24 protein-coding genes and 3 tRNA genes are annotated in these 19,629 nt (G+C 39.3%); 15 read left to right on the top strand and 12 right to left on the bottom strand.

All coding sequences use genetic code 11. The features are described from left to right. Window positions 1–63: 63 nt before the first annotated feature. A complete protein-coding gene (locus tag KTI78_RS08445) occupies window positions 64–621 on the top strand; it encodes an NAD(P)H-dependent oxidoreductase (RefSeq protein WP_262445786.1) in 558 nt (185 codons plus the stop codon). A 151-nt stretch (window positions 622–772) separates the two neighbouring features. Beyond that, complete coding sequence (locus tag KTI78_RS08440; protein ID WP_262445784.1) at window positions 773–1,114, top strand: DHCW motif cupin fold protein; 342 nt, start codon at window positions 773–775, stop codon at window positions 1,112–1,114. A gap of 65 nt (window positions 1,115–1,179) precedes the next feature. Here KTI78_RS08440 and KTI78_RS08435 read toward each other — a convergent pair. Then, window positions 1,180–1,269 (bottom strand) — tRNA-Ser (locus KTI78_RS08435). Between the two features lie 118 nt (window positions 1,270–1,387). Here KTI78_RS08435 and KTI78_RS08430 point away from each other — a divergent pair. Further along, on the top strand, window positions 1,388–3,265 hold the full coding sequence (locus tag KTI78_RS08430; RefSeq protein WP_016142833.1) for a potassium transporter Kup: 1,878 nt from the start codon (window positions 1,388–1,390) through the stop codon (window positions 3,263–3,265). A gap of 55 nt (window positions 3,266–3,320) precedes the next feature. Here the strand turns inward: KTI78_RS08430 and KTI78_RS08425 are convergent, their stop codons facing one another. After that, window positions 3,321–3,758, bottom strand: a complete 438-nt coding sequence (locus tag KTI78_RS08425; protein ID WP_224992090.1) for a hypothetical protein — start codon at window positions 3,756–3,758, stop codon at window positions 3,321–3,323. Window positions 3,759–4,014: 256 nt separating this feature from the next. On the opposite strand from KTI78_RS08425, the gene KTI78_RS08420 reads away from it, so the two are divergent. The 3 genes from KTI78_RS08420 (at window position 4,015) to KTI78_RS08410 (ending at window position 6,082) form a co-directional block, all read left to right on the top strand. After that, window positions 4,015–5,097: a DNA/RNA non-specific endonuclease gene (locus KTI78_RS08420; protein ID WP_262445781.1), complete on the top strand. Its 1,083-nt coding sequence runs from the start codon at window positions 4,015–4,017 to the stop codon at window positions 5,095–5,097. Between the two features lie 97 nt (window positions 5,098–5,194). Then, a complete protein-coding gene (locus tag KTI78_RS08415; RefSeq protein WP_239967026.1) occupies window positions 5,195–5,794 on the top strand; it encodes a LysE family translocator in 600 nt (199 codons plus the stop codon). Between the two features lie 45 nt (window positions 5,795–5,839). Beyond that, window positions 5,840–6,082: a hypothetical protein gene (locus tag KTI78_RS08410; protein WP_262445778.1), complete on the top strand. Its 243-nt coding sequence runs from the start codon at window positions 5,840–5,842 to the stop codon at window positions 6,080–6,082. Between the two features lies 1 nt (window position 6,083). Here KTI78_RS08410 and KTI78_RS08405 read toward each other — a convergent pair whose 3' ends face one another. The 3 genes from KTI78_RS08405 to KTI78_RS08395 form a co-directional block, all read right to left on the bottom strand. After that, window positions 6,084–6,257 (bottom strand): hypothetical protein, encoded by a 174-nt coding sequence (locus KTI78_RS08405; RefSeq protein ID WP_262445776.1) that lies wholly within the window; start codon window positions 6,255–6,257, stop codon window positions 6,084–6,086. 41 nt (window positions 6,258–6,298) lie between these two features. Then, a complete protein-coding gene (gene aqpZ, locus KTI78_RS08400) occupies window positions 6,299–6,988 on the bottom strand; it encodes an aquaporin Z (RefSeq protein WP_078224946.1) in 690 nt (229 codons plus the stop codon). Between the two features lie 132 nt (window positions 6,989–7,120). Next, the gene (locus tag KTI78_RS08395) at window positions 7,121–8,125 is read right to left on the bottom strand and encodes an AraC family transcriptional regulator (RefSeq protein WP_262445774.1); all 1,005 of its coding nucleotides are present in this window, start codon (window positions 8,123–8,125) and stop codon (window positions 7,121–7,123) included. 108 nt (window positions 8,126–8,233) lie between these two features. Between KTI78_RS08395 and KTI78_RS08390 the strand changes: the two genes are divergently transcribed. Continuing rightward, window positions 8,234–8,872, top strand: a complete 639-nt coding sequence (locus KTI78_RS08390; protein WP_262445773.1) for a hypothetical protein — start codon at window positions 8,234–8,236, stop codon at window positions 8,870–8,872. 41 nt (window positions 8,873–8,913) lie between these two features. Here the strand turns inward: KTI78_RS08390 and hisF are convergent, their stop codons facing one another. Further along, a complete protein-coding gene (gene hisF / locus KTI78_RS08385; RefSeq protein ID WP_000880078.1) occupies window positions 8,914–9,672 on the bottom strand; it encodes an imidazole glycerol phosphate synthase subunit HisF in 759 nt (252 codons plus the stop codon). A gap of 112 nt (window positions 9,673–9,784) precedes the next feature. On the opposite strand from hisF, the gene KTI78_RS08380 reads away from it, so the two are divergent. Genes KTI78_RS08380 through KTI78_RS08370 form a run of 3 tightly spaced genes read left to right on the top strand, consistent with a single transcriptional unit; the run spans window position 9,785 to window position 11,807 of the window. Beyond that, the gene (locus KTI78_RS08380) at window positions 9,785–10,735 is read left to right on the top strand and encodes a homoserine kinase (RefSeq protein WP_262445772.1); all 951 of its coding nucleotides are present in this window, start codon (window positions 9,785–9,787) and stop codon (window positions 10,733–10,735) included. Window positions 10,736–10,745: 10 nt separating this feature from the next. Further along, entirely contained in the window at window positions 10,746–11,375 is a 630-nt protein-coding gene (locus KTI78_RS08375) for a DUF1294 domain-containing protein (protein WP_262445771.1), read from the top strand. Window positions 11,376–11,411: 36 nt separating this feature from the next. Continuing rightward, entirely contained in the window at window positions 11,412–11,807 is a 396-nt protein-coding gene (locus tag KTI78_RS08370) for a DUF4870 family protein (protein WP_016142843.1), read from the top strand. A gap of 34 nt (window positions 11,808–11,841) precedes the next feature. On the opposite strand, the gene KTI78_RS08365 is transcribed toward KTI78_RS08370, so the two are convergent. Next, window positions 11,842–12,744, bottom strand: coding sequence for a DMT family transporter (locus KTI78_RS08365; protein WP_025470431.1), 903 nt, complete (start codon window positions 12,742–12,744; stop codon window positions 11,842–11,844). 99 nt (window positions 12,745–12,843) lie between these two features. On the opposite strand from KTI78_RS08365, the gene KTI78_RS08360 reads away from it, so the two are divergent. Then, a complete protein-coding gene (locus KTI78_RS08360; RefSeq protein WP_016142845.1) occupies window positions 12,844–13,395 on the top strand; it encodes a helix-turn-helix domain-containing protein in 552 nt (183 codons plus the stop codon). 153 nt (window positions 13,396–13,548) lie between these two features. Further along, window positions 13,549–15,240 carry an ATP-binding cassette domain-containing protein gene (locus KTI78_RS08355; RefSeq protein ID WP_262445770.1) on the top strand — a complete coding sequence of 564 codons (1,692 nt, stop codon included), beginning with the start codon at window positions 13,549–13,551 and terminating at the stop codon, window positions 15,238–15,240. 54 nt (window positions 15,241–15,294) lie between these two features. Here KTI78_RS08355 and hisA read toward each other — a convergent pair whose 3' ends face one another. The 5 genes from hisA to hisB form a co-directional block, all read right to left on the bottom strand. Next, window positions 15,295–16,026, bottom strand: coding sequence for a 1-(5-phosphoribosyl)-5-[(5-phosphoribosylamino)methylideneamino]imidazole-4-carboxamide isomerase (gene hisA / locus KTI78_RS08350; RefSeq protein WP_000905538.1), 732 nt, complete (start codon window positions 16,024–16,026; stop codon window positions 15,295–15,297). Between the two features lie 94 nt (window positions 16,027–16,120). Continuing rightward, window positions 16,121–16,762, bottom strand: coding sequence for a 3'-5' exonuclease (locus KTI78_RS08345; protein WP_262445769.1), 642 nt, complete (start codon window positions 16,760–16,762; stop codon window positions 16,121–16,123). Window positions 16,763–16,848: 86 nt separating this feature from the next. Next, window positions 16,849–17,397: a DUF805 domain-containing protein gene (locus KTI78_RS08340; protein WP_016142847.1), complete on the bottom strand. Its 549-nt coding sequence runs from the start codon at window positions 17,395–17,397 to the stop codon at window positions 16,849–16,851. A gap of 152 nt (window positions 17,398–17,549) precedes the next feature. Then, on the bottom strand, window positions 17,550–18,167 hold the full coding sequence (hisH, locus tag KTI78_RS08335; protein ID WP_262445768.1) for an imidazole glycerol phosphate synthase subunit HisH: 618 nt from the start codon (window positions 18,165–18,167) through the stop codon (window positions 17,550–17,552). Further along, window positions 18,167–18,760 carry an imidazoleglycerol-phosphate dehydratase HisB gene (gene hisB, locus KTI78_RS08330; protein ID WP_002116767.1) on the bottom strand — a complete coding sequence of 198 codons (594 nt, stop codon included), beginning with the start codon at window positions 18,758–18,760 and terminating at the stop codon, window positions 18,167–18,169. Before hisB ends, hisH begins: the two co-directional genes overlap by 1 nt. Before the next feature lie 102 nt (window positions 18,761–18,862). Between hisB and KTI78_RS08325 the strand changes: the two genes are divergently transcribed. From KTI78_RS08325 to KTI78_RS08315, 3 genes are all read left to right on the top strand, one after another. Next, the gene (locus KTI78_RS08325) at window positions 18,863–19,246 is read left to right on the top strand and encodes a GNAT family N-acetyltransferase (protein WP_016142849.1); all 384 of its coding nucleotides are present in this window, start codon (window positions 18,863–18,865) and stop codon (window positions 19,244–19,246) included. Between the two features lie 106 nt (window positions 19,247–19,352). After that, window positions 19,353–19,428 (top strand) — tRNA-Phe (locus KTI78_RS08320). Between the two features lie 126 nt (window positions 19,429–19,554). Next, window positions 19,555–19,627: transfer RNA gene (locus tag KTI78_RS08315), tRNA-Phe, on the top strand. Window positions 19,628–19,629 lie beyond the last annotated feature (2 nt).

The raw sequence follows: 19,629 nt of genomic DNA, 5'->3' as shown, positions 1-19,629 counted from the left end.
TTATATTTAGGAAAGCACACTTCTATAATCGATTTATCTACTTTTCGATAGAGTGTTTTCATAATGAAAAAGACATTAGTCATCGTTACCCATCCTCACATAGACCAGTCTGTTGTAAATAAAAGATGGATTGAGGAACTAGAAAAACACCCAGACCAATTTACCGTTCATCAAATTTATCAAGCCTACCCAGACGGGGTGATTGATGTTGCCAAAGAGCAAGCGCTTGTAGAAGAACACGAAAATTTAGTGTTTCAATTTCCAGTGTATTGGTTTAACTGCCCGCCGCTTTTGAAACAATGGCTTGATGAAGTTTTGGCGTATGGTTGGGCGTATGGTTCAACTGGCGACAAACTTAAAAATAAAAAGTTTATGTTGGCGGTGTCTGCTGGTGCTCAAGAAAAGGTTTATTCAGAAAGTGGCGAATATCAAATTTCTTTAGAGAAGGTTTTTATTCCATTTGAATTAACCGCTCTCTATGTCGGGGCAGTCTATCAACCACTTCATGCATTTTATGGTTTAGATACTAATCCATCAGAAGATGACGATATTCCGACTCAACAAGACATAGAAAATAATGCGATTCAGTATGTTCAGAAGTTGTTGGCATTGTCTGAGTAGGTGTAAAAAGGGGGAGGCCTAAGCGTGAGGTTTGGGTCTTTTCAAAGTCGAAAATAGTTTTGTTATCTTTCTGATTTTTTAATAAAAAGTTTGCAAAAATCAAATTTGTCTATAAGTTGAAAAATACAATAATACTTCTTTGGAAAAAATTATGAATATCGCGCCTTTTCCATTTCAAATTACAAACTGGGAAGAAATTGAAGTCACTGAATATAGCGGTGAAACAGGAAAAGCTTATTGGAAAACTCAATTTTTTGGTGAAGAAACAAATAAAATTAGAGTAAGACTTGTGGAGTACTCAGCCAATTATTTAGCAGACCATTGGTGTGAAAAAGGACATATCTTATTTTGCCTAGAAGGTGAACTAGAAAGTAGATTGAAGGATGGTCGAACATTCACTTTAACTTCAGGTATGAGTTATCAAGTCGGAGATAATTCGGAGCCGCATCAGTCTTTTAGCCTTCATGGTGCGAAGCTACTTATTGTTGATTAAATTGATTTTATTCATGCTAAATAAAAAAAGACCTAGATCAAAACGATTTAGGTCTCTTTGAATTCTGGCGGTGAGAGAGGGATTCGAACCCTCGATACGCGCAAACGTATACACACTTTCCAGGCGTGCTCCTTAAGCCACTCGGACACCTCACCAAGGCGTGCGATAGTAACTAAAAAAACGAGTTCTGCCAAGATTTAAGACGAGCATTACAGAAAAAAAATAATAGAGGTGATAAGATTGCGCTAAAAATCATATTGGTTTAATTACACAATGCAAAATACGGCCAAAAAAGCGACCTTGCCTGCCACGGCTTTGGCAGCTCTTGGAGTGGTCTTTGGAGACATCGGAACAAGTCCGCTCTATGCCTTGAAAGAATCCTTCCATGCAGCGCATGGGTTGGGTATTCAGCCTGAAAACGTATTAGGAATTTTATCCATTATTTTTTGGTGCTTAATGCTGATCATCAGCATCAAGTATGTCGCCATTGTCATGCGTGCAGACAACAATGGCGAAGGCGGGATCATGGCCTTACTCGCATTGAATTTACGTAAAGCCAAAATTGCCGACAACAAAAAAATCTACATGATTGCGATTGGTTTTATCGGTGCATCGCTGTTTTTTGGTGATGGTATTATTACCCCAGCCATTTCGGTACTTTCGGCAGTCGAAGGCTTGTCTATTGCAACCGATGTGTTTGATCCGTTCATCATGCCAATTGCGATTACCATTATCATCTCTTTGTTTTTAGTACAAAAACACGGTACGGCCTTTGTCGGTAAGTTTTTTGGCCCGATCACGATGGTGTGGTTTTTATCTTTAGGATTATTAGGTCTTCACAGCGTCATTCAGACCCCTGTTGTGTTGGGCATGTTTAGTCCACATTGGGCAATTCAGTTTATCTATCACCATCCAATCATGACATTCTTTGTGATGGGTGCTGTGGTGCTAACAGTAACTGGTGGTGAAGCACTTTATGCCGATATGGGACATTTCGGACCAGTTCCGATTCGTCTAGCTTGGTTCTTTGTGGTGTTGCCGTGTTTGGTTTTAAACTACGCAGGACAGGGCGCATTATTGCTTAGAGACCCAGCGGCAATTGAAAATCCGTTCTATTTATTAGTTCCGCAGTGGGCACTTTACCCAATGATTATTATGGCGACCATGGCAACTGTAATTGCCTCTCAAGCCGTAATTTCTGGGGTGTTTTCACTTGCACGTCAAGCGATTCAATTGGGTTATTTGCCACGTTTAAGTATTAAACATACTTCTGAGTCTGAAGAAGGTCAGATCTATGTTCCTTTCTTAAACTGGTTGCTTTTAATCGCTATTATTATCTTAATTTTAATCTTCAAAACCAGCTCAAACTTGGCAAGTGCATACGGTCTCGCGGTAACCTTGACTATGCTGTGTGACACGATTTTGGTTGCTGTATTTATCTACTCGGCTTGGAAGTGGAGCTTACCAAAAGTACTACTTTTGATTATTCCATTCTTTGTTTTAGAGTCGGTATTGGTCGGTGCAACTTCACTTAAAATCTTGTCAGGCGGTTGGGTACCATTACTGATTGGTGCGATTGCAGTTACTATTTTAATGACATGGAAACGTGGTCGTGAGCTTACTTTTGCTAAGCTTGAACACGATACTTTATCGCTCGATTTATTTGTAAAAAGTATTGGTAATAGTGTGCACTGGGTGCCGGGCGATGCAGTGTTTATGACGGGTACGCCAAACGTTGTACCGCATGCCATGCTGCATAACATCAAGCACAACAAAGTATTGCATCAACGTAATATCTTGGTGACGGTTGTTATTGAAGATGTACCGTTCGTTGCGCCAGAAGAACGTATTACGACTGAAACGTTAGCGGAACATTTCTTCCGTATTAAAATTTTCTACGGCTTTAAAGATGAAATGAATGTACCAAAAGCGCTTATGCAAGCCTATGAACAGTTAGGTCTTGAATATGACTTGATGCATATCAGCTTCTTTATTTCCCGTGATCGTATTGTTCATTCGGTGGGTGATGGCATGTCTCCATGGAGAGAAAAGCTGTTTATTTCAATGCAGCGTAATACCAGTCCGGTGAGTGACTTCTATCAAATTCCAACCAACCGTGTGGTTGAGTTAGGTAGTCAAATCGAAATATAAAAAATTGAGACGTAAAAAAACCAAGACAAATGTCTTGGTTTTTTTATAGCTTTGATTATTGAGCTTGCATAGGTGCATCTGCTGGTAAAGGACCATCTTTCGCCATTGGGTCTGCTGATTGATTTGGGTTAGCAGGTGGCGGAGTGTTAGGGTCTTGTGGCGCTGGGGCAGCTTGATCTGCAGCTGCTGGAACCGCACCAGTTGGTGCTGCTGGTGGCGCCATTTCACCGCCCGCTGGAGGTGCTGGTGGAACGTCTGCCGGAATTGGAGCGCCTGTTGGAGCTGCGCTTGTCGGTGCAGCAGAAACTTGTTGTACTTGTCCGCTATTCACTAAATCGCTAATAGAGCCGGGTTGGCCATTTACGGTTGTGGTTACTTTAACTTTAGATAAGCTTTCTAAAGTGTCGCCTGGTTGGACTGCTGGTTCAGCCATAGCAGCCATACTACACAACCCTGTGATTACGCCAATACCAATAATCTTTGAATGGATCATCAAATTAGACTCCGATTATATTTTTATCCAAATTTGTGGAGCTAACCATGTCATAAGCCATAAGTGCATTTCAACGAAAGATACGCAATTGGCGCAATTTAATAGCCAAAGCCTCTCAGAATATCAACAGACTGTTACGTAAAACGGAATAGAGTTACAAAAAAGATGACCATGTTTTAACCATATGAAAGATAAGAGATATACTTAAAAAAGCAGGATTGTTAAGCTGCGTATGGACAGTGGTATTGATAGAAACATGGCAAGTAAAAAACGTAGTAAAGGTACAAATTCATTCTCTATAAGTCAGCATTTTGGCAAGATTATTCTTGCTTGTATTGCGGCTGGAAGCTTTGCAATTGCTTTTGGTAGTGAAAAGATTTCGCAGTGGTTTTCGCCTTTAACGACTAACTCGACTTGTCTTAATCAGTTTTATCGTGAAGTTCCACCCGCTTTAAATAAAGAAAGCCTAAAAAAAGACAGCTATCCGCTATGCTTTAATGGTTTTAATGTTCTGTATTCAGGGATTTCTAAAACGCCGTTATGGTCGGCTGAGCATTTAAATGCAGAACGTTTGAGTGTCAAAATTAAGCGTGAAGATAACTTCCATGAAGAAACCCGTGTTGCTCAAAGGCATCGGGCACTGTTAAGTGATTATCGTGGTTCAGGCTATGACCGTGGGCATATGGCGCCTAATGGTGATATGCCAAATAAAGAATCACAATCTGATAGTTTCTCGCTCAGCAACATGGTGCCGCAAGCCCCTAAAAATAACCAGGAAGTCTGGCGTAAGCTCGAAGAAGCGACCCGTGCTATTGCGACCAAGCAAAAACAAGATGTGTATGTGGTAACAGGTCCTGTTTTTGAAGGCAAACGACTTAAGACCATTGGGCAGGGTGTAATTGTTCCTACCGCAGTTTATAAAGCGGTGTATATGCCAAAAACTGGCGCGATCGGGGCTTATTACGCACCTAACAATAACTCTCTACAAGTAAAAGTGGTGAGTGTTTGCTACCTTGAGGAACGGTTAGGCGTTAACCTGTTCCCGCAGTTAACTGAGCAACAAAAACGTAATGTCTATCGCTTACCTTTAACAGCAAGCCAAGTTAAGCCAAATCAAAAGCTCGACTATTTACACTGGGACGGTGAAAGCCAGTGTGAGCAGGACTTAAACCCTGATCAAATTAAAGCGCTACAAGACCAATTTAAAAAGCAAAAAACTGGCTCTTCTTCAGAACCAATGGAAGCAAAAGTTCCAACAATTGATGAAGAAACGAGAAAAGCTATTGTGAAACAACTGGTAGAAGCGTTGGTAAACTACTTTTTGCAAATAATGAAATAAGTAGCTTGGTTTATTGTTATTGCAACATCGTAATTAATTAAAATAGAATCCATAGACAGATCTGTCTATGTGTCTTATTTTAATAAGGACAATAACAATGTTTGCCTCGATGTTTCTCTTTTCATTTGCAATGTCTATTACACCCGGTCCAGTAAATACCGTCATTTTATCAACCAGTTTAAATCATGGTTTAAAAAGATCACTTCCCTATATCTCAGGTGCCACGATTGGCTTTACTTTACTTTTAATTTTTATGGCATTTGGACTTCAGAGTTTATTAACTCAGTTTCCTATTGTTTTAAAAATCCTTGCAGTTTGTGGAACACTATTTGTTTGTTACATCGGTATAAAAATTATTCTTTCTGCCGCCAATATTTCAATTTCAAATGCTCCTGTAGAACAGATGATCATTCCTAATTTTAAAGATGGTTTCTTGTTGCAGTGGCTCAATCCCAAAGCTTGGTTAGCTTGTGTATCGGGCATTACCATGTTTACAAGCATTGAAAACCCGCAGTCATTGCCGATCTTCATTATTATTTATTTTTTCACTTGCTATGCATGTTTGTTCTTTTGGGGATTATGTGGTGATAAATTTTCAGTGGTACTCAATCAGGGTAACCGTTTGAAATATTTTAATATCCTGATGGGAGCATTCTTAATTTTATCGGCTCTTTTAATTTTGATTGATTTTTTTTAAATTGGTCGTATTACACTGTGAAGATATAACAACGAGACAACACTTATGTTTAAGCCATTTGAAAAGGGTACAGAGTCTTCTTCAATTGAAGATTTAACATTAGAAAATGATGTCGATTGCGTCAACATTTATGGCAATTTGCAAATCACTAAAGATAAAGTCGGATTAGAGCAGGCAAAAGCCTTACAGAGCTTTTTAAACGATGTGGTTACAGCTTTGGAAAAAGAAGAATTGCCTGAGAAAATTGAACGTCCAGCTGAGCAAGAAATTAATAATCCGTTTTTATAATTTATGCATTGTATGTGTGATATTTAGCATGGTCATGCTGCCATACAGTCTTTAATACCACGTTGTATTTAAATGAGTTTGTGTAGAAATTTCTCACTTTTGAAAGACCAAAAGTAAGCAAAAGTCTTTGTTGATCAGAGGGTACATCCGTGTACCCCTGCTCAACAGGTGACATCCATGTCACCCACCGCGATAGTAGATTGAGTCTAGTTAAAGTTAATCCTTATCCCCAGCAACTACCTTATAAATAATCGCACCAATCACAGCACCTAAAATCGGCGCTACCCAGAATAACCACAACTGACTTAACGCAGCCGTTTCAGCAAAGAACGCAACACCTGTACTACGTGCAGGGTTCACCGAAGTGTTCGTAACTGGAATACTGATTAAGTGGATCAGTGTTAAGCCTAAACCAATAGCAATAGGAGCGAAGCCAGCAGGTGCACGGCGGTCAGTTGCACCTAAAATAATGATTAAGAAGAATGCTGTAAGTACCACTTCAATAATGAAAGCTGAACTTAAACCAAACTTGTTTGGTGATAAATCCCCAAAACCATTTGAAGCAAAGCCACCAACACCGCTAAAGCCAGCTTGGCCTTGAGCAATAATATAAAGAACAAATGCAGCAGCAGTCGCACCGACCACTTGCGCAACAATATAGGGAATTAAATCTTTAACATCGAAGCGGCCACCGACCCAAAGGCCAACACTTACCGCGGGGTTAAAATGTCCACCTGAGATATGCCCTAGAGCATAAGCACCTGTGAGTACGGTTAAACCAAAGGCAAGGGCTACACCTGCAAAGCCAATACCAAGTTCAGGGAAAGCTGCGGCTAAAACTGCGCTACCACAACCACCAAAGACTAGCCAAAACGTACCTAAGAATTCAGCAAAATATTTATTCATTGTGATTACTCATCTATTGATCTATTTTTTAATTAATGTGAAATATGTCACAAAAAATTAAGCATGTGACTATATGAAATTTTTGTTTTCAGTGTTGTTTTAATCAAGAAAAGATTTGTAAGTTTTGGTTGGTTATTCTTTGTCTAAAAAATGATCTCTCCATTGTTGTGGTGTTTGATTAGTCCAATGTTTAAATGCTCTTTGAAAAGCACTTTGTTCTGAGTAACAAAGCAAAAGGGCAATCTCTTGTAGGCTCAAATGTGGGTCTTTTAAATACTCGGTTGCGAGCATAAACCTGACTTGTTGAACACGTTCCTGAAAGGTGGTGTTTTGTTGTTGTAAGTGTCGTTGGAGCTGTCGAACTGACAGGCCTAATTGAGCCGCAATATGTTCAATCTGATATTGATTCTTTTGTAGTCCAGTCAAAATTGAGTGCTGTAAACGCTGATCAAGTTGGGTTGAATTTGGTAATTGTTCTAAAAGTGCTTGTGCTTGTTGGACTAATAGTTGCTGTAAGGTGTGGTCGGCACTGCTGAGTGGCTTATGAATTTCCGTAATTGGGATGAGTAATTCTGTACGCGGTTGGCTAAAACGAACGGGACATTGAAAGTATTGTTCATAAACCCTGATATTTTTAGGAGCAGCATTTAAGAAATGTACTTCATGTAGATGCACGTCTTCATGAGACATAAAAAGGCGTAAGAATTGAATGACTAGTGCAATCGCAATTTCATCGGTAAGCTGGGTGGGGTGTAGCTCAGTCGCTTCCCAACGAATAGAACCATATCTTCCTTGTAGCTCAACCACTAAAGGGCTTCCGTCATAAATCAGACGGTGAAAATCATGATAGCGAATTAAGGCTTCACCTAAGTTATCACAAGAGAGTGCGAGGTAGGCAATAATCCCTAAGTGTTTAGGTTGCACATATTTTGCGATTTCTAGACCTAATCCAGACTTTGGGTCCAATTTATAAATGACTTCTAATAGGTCACGCCAAACGACGTAGTCAAAGCGTTCCAGATTTTGAATTTGTTCTAATTGTTCTGGAATAGCTAACTGATTGGCTTCGCAATAAGCTTTTAATAGATGTCCCAGCCCTCCATATACGGAGCCTGTATAATTTTTTAGTTGTGGCATCCTAACCACCTCTTTCTTGTCGTGATTTGTCAATGAAACCATAAATTCTGGTCAATACCTAGCATAGCGAATTTTATATGCTGAATAAAAAGAAAAGGGAGTTAGGCGATGTTAAAAGGGTTTATTGCAGGAATTGCGGTTGCGAATGCATTTGAATGGGTGGCGCATAAATATATTTTGCATGGTGTGCACCGTGCTGGAAAGCCGCGCTATAGCCCAGTACCAAAAAGTATGGAATCTCATTGGGCGCATCATCGCGAAGTCCGTAAACAACAGTTTCATGATGATTGCTATGTAGAAGGCGTTGGAAACTGGCGAACTAAAAATGAGTTAATTTCACTGGCAGTCGTAGCAACCGTTTCAAGTGCAATTTTTTACCCGTTTTCAAAAGGTATGGCACTCGCAGCTTGGTACAGTGCTGGTAATTATTACTATATTCACCGCCGTGCACATTTAGAGCCTGATTGGGCAAAGCGTAAAATTCCGTGGCATTACGATCACCACATGAACTCTAACCAAGATGCCAATTGGTGTGTGACTAAGCCTTGGTTTGATTATGTGATGGGAACACGTGTGGTATCTTCGGCAGATTTAAAAGAACAAAATCCTTTAGGTGTGCGTTTACCTACGGCACTTGCTAGACCATTGTCTCAAGCTGTAGAAAAAATCTTTCCTGCAAAATGGGTCGAGAAAAAAGAAAAACTAGAACTTCCTAGTGAAGTGAAAGAAATAGATGGTGCTGCATAAAAAAATAAAGGGGCATATTGCCCCTTTAAACATAAATAAGCTTACAAGCGCATTTCGATGCCTTGTTCAGCCAAATATTGCTTAGCTTCCGGAATGGTATATTGACCAAAGTGGAAAATACTTGCTGCCAACACTGCATCGGCACCACCTTGTAAAATACCGTCTGCAAGGTGTTGTAAGTTACCTACACCGCCTGAAGCAATCGTTGGAATGGTCACACGATCATTAATGGCACGCATTAAAGCAATGTCATAACCTGCTTTCGTACCATCGGCGTCCATACTGGTAATCAGTAATTCACCCGCACCGTAGTCAGCCATTTTTACAGCCCATTCAATCGCATCAATACCGGTTGGTTTACGGCCACCATGAGTAAAGATTTCCCATTTGTTGTCGCCAGTTTTTTTGGCATCAATCGCAACGACAATACATTGTGCGCCAAAGTGCTGTGAAGCTTCTTGAACAAATTCAGGGTTAAATACGGCAGCTGAGTTAATACTGACTTTATCTGCGCCTGCATTTAATAACGCACGAATATCTTCAACCTTACGTACGCCACCACCCACAGTTAATGGCACAAATACAGTCTCGGCCATACGTTCAACAGTACGGTAAGTGGTATCGCGTCCATGATGTGTAGCGGTAATGTCTAAGAAAGTAATTTCGTCTGCACCTTGTTCGTTATAGCGACGTGCCACTTCAACAGGGTCGCCCGCATCACGAATATCGAGGAATTGAACGCCTTTAACTACGCGTCCGTTATCAACGTCTAGGCAAGGAATAATACGTTTAGCAAGCATAGCTTTTTCCAAAAATAATCGCCGTTGGTGAAAGTTCCTACACAGGCGCTACACCTTCATGGAGGGAAGAGGTATTCTATCAAACTTCACAGATGTTTTTTGCAGGTTTTCCATGTCGGTTTATACCCCGTTGAGTTTAGATGAAGTTCGCGCCTTTGCTGCACCTTATGGATTAGAGGTGTTGGAGCTGAACCCAATTCAGGGAGGTATTCAAAACACCAATTATTTTTTGGTTGATGTAAACCGTAAACAATATGTACTCACCGTGTTTGAAGAATTAGACGCACAAGGGGCAGGCGAACTCATCCCTGTTCTTGAACAATTGGGAACTCATGATGTCCCTGTTGCTGTGCCATTAAAACATAGTGGACAAGCGGTTCATGTGATTGCAGAAAAGCCTGCACAGATTGCTCCACGTCTCATGGGTCACCATCCCATGCAAACGACAGTAGCTCAGGTCGCAGCAATTGCTGATGCACAGGCGAAACTGCATGTGGCTTTGCAAGATTTTCCACTTGAGCGTGAATATCGACGTGATCACCAATACTGGACAGGTGTTGCAGAGCAGCTTAAACCAAATATGACCCAAGATGACCAAGCGTTACTTGAGCAGGTTTATCAAGCTTTTAATGCTAAAACAGCACAATACTCAAACCGACCAACAGGTTTTATTCACTCAGATTTGTTCCGTGACAATACTTTGTTTGAAGGCGAGCAACTACAAGGTATTTTAGATTTTTACGAGCTAAATCAAGACGAATTACTGTTTGATATTGCAATTACCATCAATGATTTTTGTACCGAATATCCAGCAGCGCATTTAAACTCTGACAAAGTGGCCGCTTACTTAGAGGCATACCAAAAAATTCGTGCGCTGACTAACGATGAACTTGAGTGTTTAGATGTATTCTTGGCAATGGCGGCTTGCCGTTTTTGGTCAATGCGTTTGCAAGTTGCTCAAAAAAATAAAGAAGAAGGACGTACAGGCGATGACATCTTGCAAAAAGATCCGCAAGAAATGCGAGCAATGATGCAAGACCGTTTAAGTCATGTAAAAGGATAAAGGAAGAAAGATGCGAGATCAGGGGCGATTAGTCGAATGGTTCGACGAAAAAGGTTATGGCTTTATTCAGCCGGATGATGCTGAAAAAGAGCGAGTCTTTTTGCATATTAAAGATTTTGCACGCCCCGGACCTCGGCCAATTATTGGCTGTGCACTGGAATATTTGGTTATTCTCGATGAACGAGGTCGCTTTCGTGCCCAGCAAGTCACTTATTTAAAAGCATCTCAAACTCGTAAAGCATCAAAGCCTGTAAAAACACAATCTTCTTTTCAAGCCAGTCCATGGTCTGCAGTGCAAATGGGGATCGTGTTTTATTTCGTTTTAATGGGAATTATGAGCTTTATCCATATTTTACCCGCCTATACCTTATTGTTTGTTTTAATGATGAATGTACTGAGTTATTGGCTATATTCACAAGACAAAGAAGCTGCACAATTGGGTAATCGCCGTGTGCCTGAGCAAACATTACACATCGTTAGCTTCTTAGGAGGTTGGCCTGCTGCATGGTGGGCACAACAAAAACTGAGACATAAAACACAAAAACAACCCTTTCGTAAGATTTATTTTTGTACCATATTCTTTCATTTACTTTTGATTTTGTGGCTAATTTCTCCCTTAAATGTGTTGCGGGGCTCATAAAAGTAAATTGTTTTATTAAACTTGAGAGGTATAAAAATGAATAGTTCTATCGACCAAGATCCAAATCGTACTTTAACACTTATTTTATATGTACTTTATATTGTCGCTATTTTTACAGGCGGCCTACTTGCAGTTATCGCTTTAATTATTAACTATGTAAAACGTTCCGATGTGCAAGGTTCAATTTTTGCGAGCCACTTTACATGGCAAATCAGAACATTCTGGTGGTATCTGGCTTGGAATATTATTGCCTTTCTGCCGTTTATTTTCCTGTTCTTTACAGGTGAAAATACTGATCTATTTGCAGGCGTTGCCGTTTCATCGACCGTGTTCTGTGTGGGCGTAATTGGTGCTGCGTGGATCTGGATTGTATATCGTGCAATTCGCGGCTTGATTGCTTTAAATGATAATCGCCCGATGTATCAACCTTAATAAATAAAAAAAGAGAGCTTAGCGCTCTCTTTTTTTATTCTCGAATTCTTTTAGTTTTCTTAATTGGTAGCTTGATTTTTAACTCACTGACTAAAACACCTAAAACGACTAATGCTCCACCCAGAAGAGCAATAAGCGGTAAACGCTCACCTGCAATTCGACCAATAATGCCTGCCCAAACAGGTTCTCCTGCATAGATAATTGCAGCACGTGAAGGATCAACCACACGTTGAGCCCAGTTCATCACAAATTGAATGAGTGCACTCGCTAAACCTAATGCAACCGCAATGAGTACAAGCGGCCATGAAAATGTAGGAATTGTATGTTCACCCACCACAGGCATAATTGCGAAAGAAAGTAGAGACGCCACACCAAGTTGAATGATCGTAACGCGACGCAAATTTACTTTTCCAGCAAAGTAGCTAATAAAAATAATTTCTAAAGCAATCGCAAACGACCCGAGCACTGTTAAAAGTTGCCCAAAACTTAATGTAATTTTCTCAAAACCATTGCCTGTCAATAATACAAGGCCGACAAAAGCAAGAGCAGCCCCTACCCAAGTCATAATGTGGGGAACTTTTCTAAAGATGAGCCACATTAAAATAGGAACAAGCGGAACATATAGCGCTGTTAAAAAAGCCGACTCACTACTTGGAATTGTTTGCAGACCAATCGTTTGTGTACCATAGCCTGCTGCAATAACAAGACCAATCGCACAACCTGCGCCTAAATCTTTTAAAGTGACACCTTTCATACTTTTTAAAGAAATAACAAGCAAAGTAAGAGCTGCTACCGCAAAGCGACAGCCCACAAAAAACATAGGCGACGAAAAATGCAGTGCATATTGCACCGTAAGGAATGTTCCACCCCAAATGATCGTAATCAAAATGAGTGCTAACTGTGGGGCTTTGCTTGAACTCAGGGAAATTGGTGACATACTTAAAATCATTAGAAATTGTGCAATATACTGCACATATTGCGCTATTCTTCTATTTTGTGCAATATATTGCTCATATTTTATTTACTACTTTATTTTATGAGCCAGTCGAGTACCGTTTTACAGCATGTCGGCACAAATATCCGTTCATTACGGGATGAACGAGATTTAAGCCAACAAGATTTGGCTGATCAGGCAGGGGTAAGTAGACGAACAATTGCAGCTTTGGAAACAGGGCAAGTTAATATTAGCTTGGCTAAACTCGATGCGATTGCAGTCGTGTTGGGTGTAGATTTTAGAACGATTGTGAGTGCTCCTGAGCATAAAGAACAAGTCTTAGTAAATGCACTCGCTTGGCAGGGTAGTAAAGATGAGAGTAACGCTACTCTATTAGCCTCAGTTCCATCTCATACTCAAGTTGAGCTTTGGACATGGTCATTGGCAGTAGGAGAGTCTTATGTTGCTGAAGCAGACCCGGAAGGATGGCAAGAGCTTATTTATGTATTAGAAGGCGAGTTGACCATACAATTTGCAGATAGCTCAAAAACTATTGCTGCTGGTTCTTCATTTATATATGCCAGTTCAGTAACTTACACTTATATTAATAGTGGTAACCAAGTCCTTAAGTTTATTCGTAATGTGGTGTATTGATTGATTAGACTTTAAGGTTTTATAAAAAAAATTAAAAGTTTATCGGTGTAATTTTAAACAAAAAACACGGATAAGACTAAATAAGAGAAGTTATGATATTTCTTATGTAATGAAATTATTTTTAATTCGTTTTAATAGAAAAAAGATACTGAAATGAAGTTTTTATTAAGTTCACAAGATATTCAAAACTATAAATTTTTATGGCAGATTTCTAAAGAAAAATATAAGAAGCAGAAGGGGAGTATGTTTCTTATGTTTTTATTAGTAATGTTTACAGCATTCTTTACAACATTATTGCCATACTTATTAAAACTTATTATCGATTATTCTGCACAGGAATATGACTTTCCACTTGATGTTCGACTTCCATTTAATTTTTTATATCTGATCGCACTTGCTTATGCCGCAGCATGGTTAGCGAATGAGTTATGTAATTGGACAAAAAATATTTTTAGTGCTTATTTGATGGTAGATTTCAAAGGGGCACTAATTTTTGCAGGATTAAAAAATTACTTAAATCTCAAAAAAGATGAACAAGATCAAATTGAAACTGGAACCGTGATTAGTGATCTTGCAAGAGGAAGCTCTGCTTTTGGTGAGATTAATTTAACGTTACTTCTTCATTTAGGGCCAATAGTTTTTCAATTGGTTATGATTTTTACAGTTTTGTTCACGACCATTAATTTACTTTTTAGTGTCAGTTTTTTATTAGTCGCTATTGTTATTTTTGTAGTTTCTTTTTATATAAATAAAACAAGTAGTTCACTATTCGATGCTATGTATCAACAGGATAATCAAGTAAATAGCCATTTGATACATCAGATCTCAAATTCTTATGAAATTAAAGTAAAAAATGCGGTGCCTTTTCAATTATCAAAGTTTAATGACATACTAAATTCATATATCACAACCGCTAAAGATAGGAATAAGAAAATAGGGCTACTCATGATTTCCCAATTGTTCTTGATCTTTCTATTTTTACTCATTTTTATGTTATTTACAGTATTTCTTTCAACTGAAAAGCGTCTTACACCAGGTGCTTTTGTATTGATAAGTACTTATATTATTCAACTCACCAATCCCTTTCTGGCTGTTTCCCAAAGCCTTATGCGTTTAAATGGAAATTTTGTCGCCTTAGCAAAATATCGACAATATTTTAATCTTAATAAAGAGCAATATACGTATTCTGCTGTTAAAGACTCCGAAATTCTCTTCCAATTTATAAATGCTCAATTCTTATTAGGAAAAAGAGCCGTAGATCATTTTAATTTAACAATATTAGCCAATAAAACATATGTCGTAATTGGTCAAACAGGGTTAGGTAAAACTTCCCTGATGAATTATTTAATGGGTGTGTATCAGATTCAATCAGGAAAGCTTTTGTATAAAGGTGTTGATATTAGTCATCACTTTTCTAAGTATATTTTTGATGAAGTGGTTTATGTTGCACAGCAACCTGTTATTTTTCCTTATTCTTTAAGAGAGAATTTGGTCTATAACTCACAGTATATATATGAAGATTCTTGCTTACTTCAAATGCTTGAGCAGTTTAATTTATTACATATTCTGAAAAAGCATCAACTCACACTCGATGATGATCTCACTGAAATTTATAAAAATTTTTCAGGAGGAGAAAAACAAAGAATTTGTATTCTTCGTGGTCTTTTGGCTCGTCCTCAACTCATGATTTTAGATGAACCGACAGCGGCTTTAGACGTAGACACTGCAAAAAATATACTTAAATATATTCAGCAAGTCGTTCCCTCCGTAATCATGATTACACATTCCCCTTATGCAATGGAACTTGCGGATGAGGTAATTGATTTAGAAAAGTTATTAAACTAAAGATTATCAAAATAAAAAAGAGCCTAAACCGGCTCTTTTTTTACATCTTAAAAATTAAAGACGGTTTTCATCTAACAACAGCTGAGCTTCACGAAGGTTTAAAGTACCTTCATAAATTGCGCGGCCTGTGATTGCACCTAAAATACCCGGTTGGCCTTTTAAGTTGCGAACGTCATCAAGGTTAGTTACACCACCTGAAGCAATCACGGGTAAGCCTGAGTATTGAGCCAAGTTTACAGTTTGCTCAACATTTACGCCTTGCATCATGCCATCACGAGCAATGTCTGTATAAACAATGCTAGACACGCCTGCATCTGCAAAGCGTTTTGCTAAGTCAGTTGCTTTCACATCAGTAACGTTTGCCCAGCCGTCAGTTGCAACCATACCATTCATGGCATCAATACCAACAATGATGTGACCAGCAAAACGCTTACAAGCTTCTTCTACAAATTCAGGCTCTTGAACTGCTTTTGTACCGATAATGACAAAAGTCACGCCAGCTTCTAGGTAGTGTTCAATCGTTTCTAATGAACGAATACCACCACCAATTTGAATTGGTAATTCTGGCTGAGCTTTAGCAATTGCTTCAACAACAGGCTTATGAATTGGGGTACCTGCGAAAGCGCCATTCAAATCAACCAAATGCAAACGACGTGCGCCTTCATTTACCCAATGCTGGGCAGTTGCAACCGGATCGTCAGAGAAAACGGTATCGTCTTCCATACGCCCTTGTTTTAAACGCACACATTTACCATCTTTCAGGTCAATTGCTGGAATGATTAGCATGCTTCCGCTCCTTGCTTCATCATGATTATGAAATTGTGCACATCTTAGCAAAGTATTGATCAATCGCTAAGCCTTAGAAAAGACTTTTATAACTTTACGTTTGAAGTGCGGTTTGAATGGTTTGTGAAATATGAACGGGCAATAGATTTTGTTTTCTGAGTGCTTCAAATACCAATAATGCAGCATACGCATCCGCGGCGGCATAATTGATTTGCTGTGATGTGAGTGGTTTTCGTGCCCAATTTGAAGTTCCGACTTTCTTCGACTTTGCAAGATACTGCCCAAATAACAAGGCTACTGCTTTTTGTATTCCCATTTGCTGTTTAAAACCAAAGTGACTGAATCCTTTAGCAAGGTCGACACAACTTTCTAGCTCTATACCTTTTTTATGAAAAATGTGCTTATCATTTTTAAGGCCAAAGCCGACTTTAATTTGTTTTTGGTTCGACAAGATGGGCTGCAAGAATTTTAAAGTTGATGAATTAACATGAAATAAATAGGCCTTTTGTGTTGTAGCAAGTTGAATCAAATGTGGACCAGTTGAGATTTCGCCCACTTGAAATGTAGGCTTGGATTCAGAATCAAATCCTAAAAAGGTAGCTGCTTTTAATTCTTCTTCAATACTTTTGCATTGTTCGCTATTTTCAATCACCACAATATTGTGGTGGTTAAGATTTTCAAAAGGAGGGAGCTGCTGAATAGAGGCTTTATCAAGGAGGGCAAAGGCTTCGGACATATTTAACAGCGTACAAATGAATTGGGCTATTCACTTTATATATGAATAAAGCCTAGAGAACTAGGCTTTATGACTGTCTTTAAAAATTATTCAGACTGAGATGGGCTACCGATCACAATACTTTCGCTTTTCTCGACATAACCTTCATAGGTAGGAGCCATGATTGTGGCAACAATAGCAAAAATTACTGCAAGTGGAATAAGCGCAATATAAATCCAGCCTAAAACACGTTCCCAGCTTGGTGTTGGACGCTTGGGTCCATAATTATTAGTGCCTTCTGTTCCTTTGGCACAGAATAAATAAACCGCAAAGCCAATATTCACAAGGGGTATTAGCATGAGTAAAGATAACCAACCTGTATTATTGCGGTCATGCAAACGGCGAATAGTAAATACGAAGCTAATATAAATACCGACGATATAGAGAATGGCAATAGAGACTATGCCCGGCGCAGTAAAGCCTGGAGCGCCCTCGTTTTGTGTAAGTCCGAAAGTAAAAATAATAAGTAGAACAACAGCAGTGAGGGATAGCGTAAATAAGAAGGTCCAAGCAGCGTAAGAGAGTCGCCCAAAACGTCCATTTGCCTTAAAGGGCGAATCTTGTTGAAGGGGCTGATTTTCAAAAGGTGAATTCATTTTGTTTTCCTGATCATTTGGTTTTATTTAAAAGTATAAATATTCAATATCTTGTTGGATAAAATATCATTCTATAAATGATTGGTTGTTATTATAAATAAAAAAAAAGATCAGGCCATCTCGACCTGATCTTTTTTAGTTTTTAAATCAGATTAAATATTCCATTCCACAAAGTTTTTCAGTAACTGCAAACCAGCAGTGTGACTTTTCTCTGGGTGGAATTGAGTCGCGAATAAATTATCTTTGTGAATGGCTGTGCAGAAATTCACGCCGTAGTCACATGTTGCAGCTACTACGCTTTCATCTTTAGGTTCAACATAGTAGCTATGTACAAAGTAAAAACGAGCATTTTGTTCGATGTTGTTCCACATTGGATGGCTCGGGTCCAGTTGGTGAACCTGATTCCAGCCCATATGCGGCACTTTTAAACCTTCCATTTGAGGAAAGTGTTTTACCACACCATCAAAAATACCAAGCGCGTCTACACCGCCATTTTCTTCTGAGCTTTGTAGTAGCGCTTGCATGCCTACACAAATCGCAAGAACTGGCTTATTAAAAGCAGCTTGGCGTACGACTTCATCAATACCTGCTTCACGCATGCCTTGCATACAGTCACGCATTGCGCCAACACCCGGAAAAACAATTTTGTCGGCTTGTGCAATTAACTTTGGATCATTGGTCACATCGACTGTAGCGCCCACATGCTCAAGTGCTTTAGCTGCTGAGTGTAGATTGCCCATGCCATAATCAAGTAACGCGATACGTGTCATTAGAGGCTACCTTTTGTCGATGCAATCGTGTTTTCTGCACGTGGATCAACTTCACATGCCATACGTAAAGCACGAGCAAGTGCTTTAAAAACACTTTCGATTTGGTGGTGGCTATTTTTACCTTTTAAGTTATCGATGTGTAAGGTCATAAGTGCATGGTTTACGAAGCCTTGGAAAAACTCAGAAAATAAATCCACATCAAATGTACCGATGCGTGCACGGGTAAATGGAATATCCATAAATAATCCCGGACGACCAGATAAATCGACAACTACGCGAGATAAAGCTTCGTCTAATGGTGCATAAAAATGACCATAGCGTTTTAAACCTTTTTTATCACCTAAAGCTTGCGCAAAAGCTTGTCCAAGCGTGATACCACAGTCTTCTACAGTGTGGTGATCATCAATCTCGAGGTCTCCATCACAATGAATATCGATATCAAATAAGCCATGTCGCTTGATTTGATCAATCATATGGTCTAAAAATGGAACTCCAGTGTTTAGTGTGCCTTGACCAGTACCGTCGAGATTTAAACGAACTCGAATTTTGGTTTCATTGGTATTTCTAACCACTTCACTGATACGTTGCGTCATGGACACGTTCCTCAAAAAACGTCAAAAATGATTGGATGTTAACGACAATTTCGCTGTGACGAATTCGTGACAGCATCATAGTTTGCTCAGGAGGGTTAATCAATGCCTATTACCGTACATGCTTATAGTTCTCTAGATAATTCAGAGATCCGCGATCAGCTTGAGCGTTTGTATGATACAAGTCCGGAGTTTGGTGACGGGCACGATGCGATTGAACAACTTGAACAAGATTTACAACAGTATACCACGCTATACACTGCTGAATTTAACACCAAAATTATAGGTGCAATTTGGTCTTCAGGACAAGGTGAAAGCAAGGTTCTTGAATACATTGTTGTGCACCCTGCTAACCGTGGTCGTGGGGTAGCTGAGCGCTTAGTTGAAGAAGCTTGTCGTATGGAAGAGTCAAAAGGCGTTAAAACTTTTGAACCGGGCTGTGGCGCGATTCATCGTTGCTTGGCGCATATTGGTAAATTACATCACTAACAGCCTCTATTCTTATGTAGCTGTGATTTAAAAATAATCACTTGTTACAAAAAATACGGAAGTTGCTTGACGTCTTCTTACAAACATTGTTTAATACGCCCACTTCGGCGTGATAGCTCAGTAGGTAGAGCAACGGATTGAAAATCCGTGTGTCCCCAGTTCGATCCTGGGTCTCGCCACCATTATTTGTGTTTTCAATCCCTGATCCCATCAGGGATTTTTTTTAAGTATAAAAAATACTCATTTAAATCAGAAACTCAGGATAATAGTTGACTATTGTTCTGAGATACGGCTTAATACAGGCCATCGGCGTGATAGCTCAGTAGGTAGAGCAACGGATTGAAAATCCGTGTGTCCCCAGTTCGATCCTGGGTCTCGCCACC

Source organism: Acinetobacter sp. WU_MDCI_Abxe161 (genome assembly GCF_025514355.1).
In the GTDB taxonomy this organism is placed as follows: Bacteria; Pseudomonadota; Gammaproteobacteria; order Pseudomonadales; family Moraxellaceae; genus Acinetobacter; species Acinetobacter pittii_E.
The sequence above is the reverse complement of the archived record's forward strand: the minus strand, read 5'-3'. Positions and strand labels throughout refer to the sequence as shown.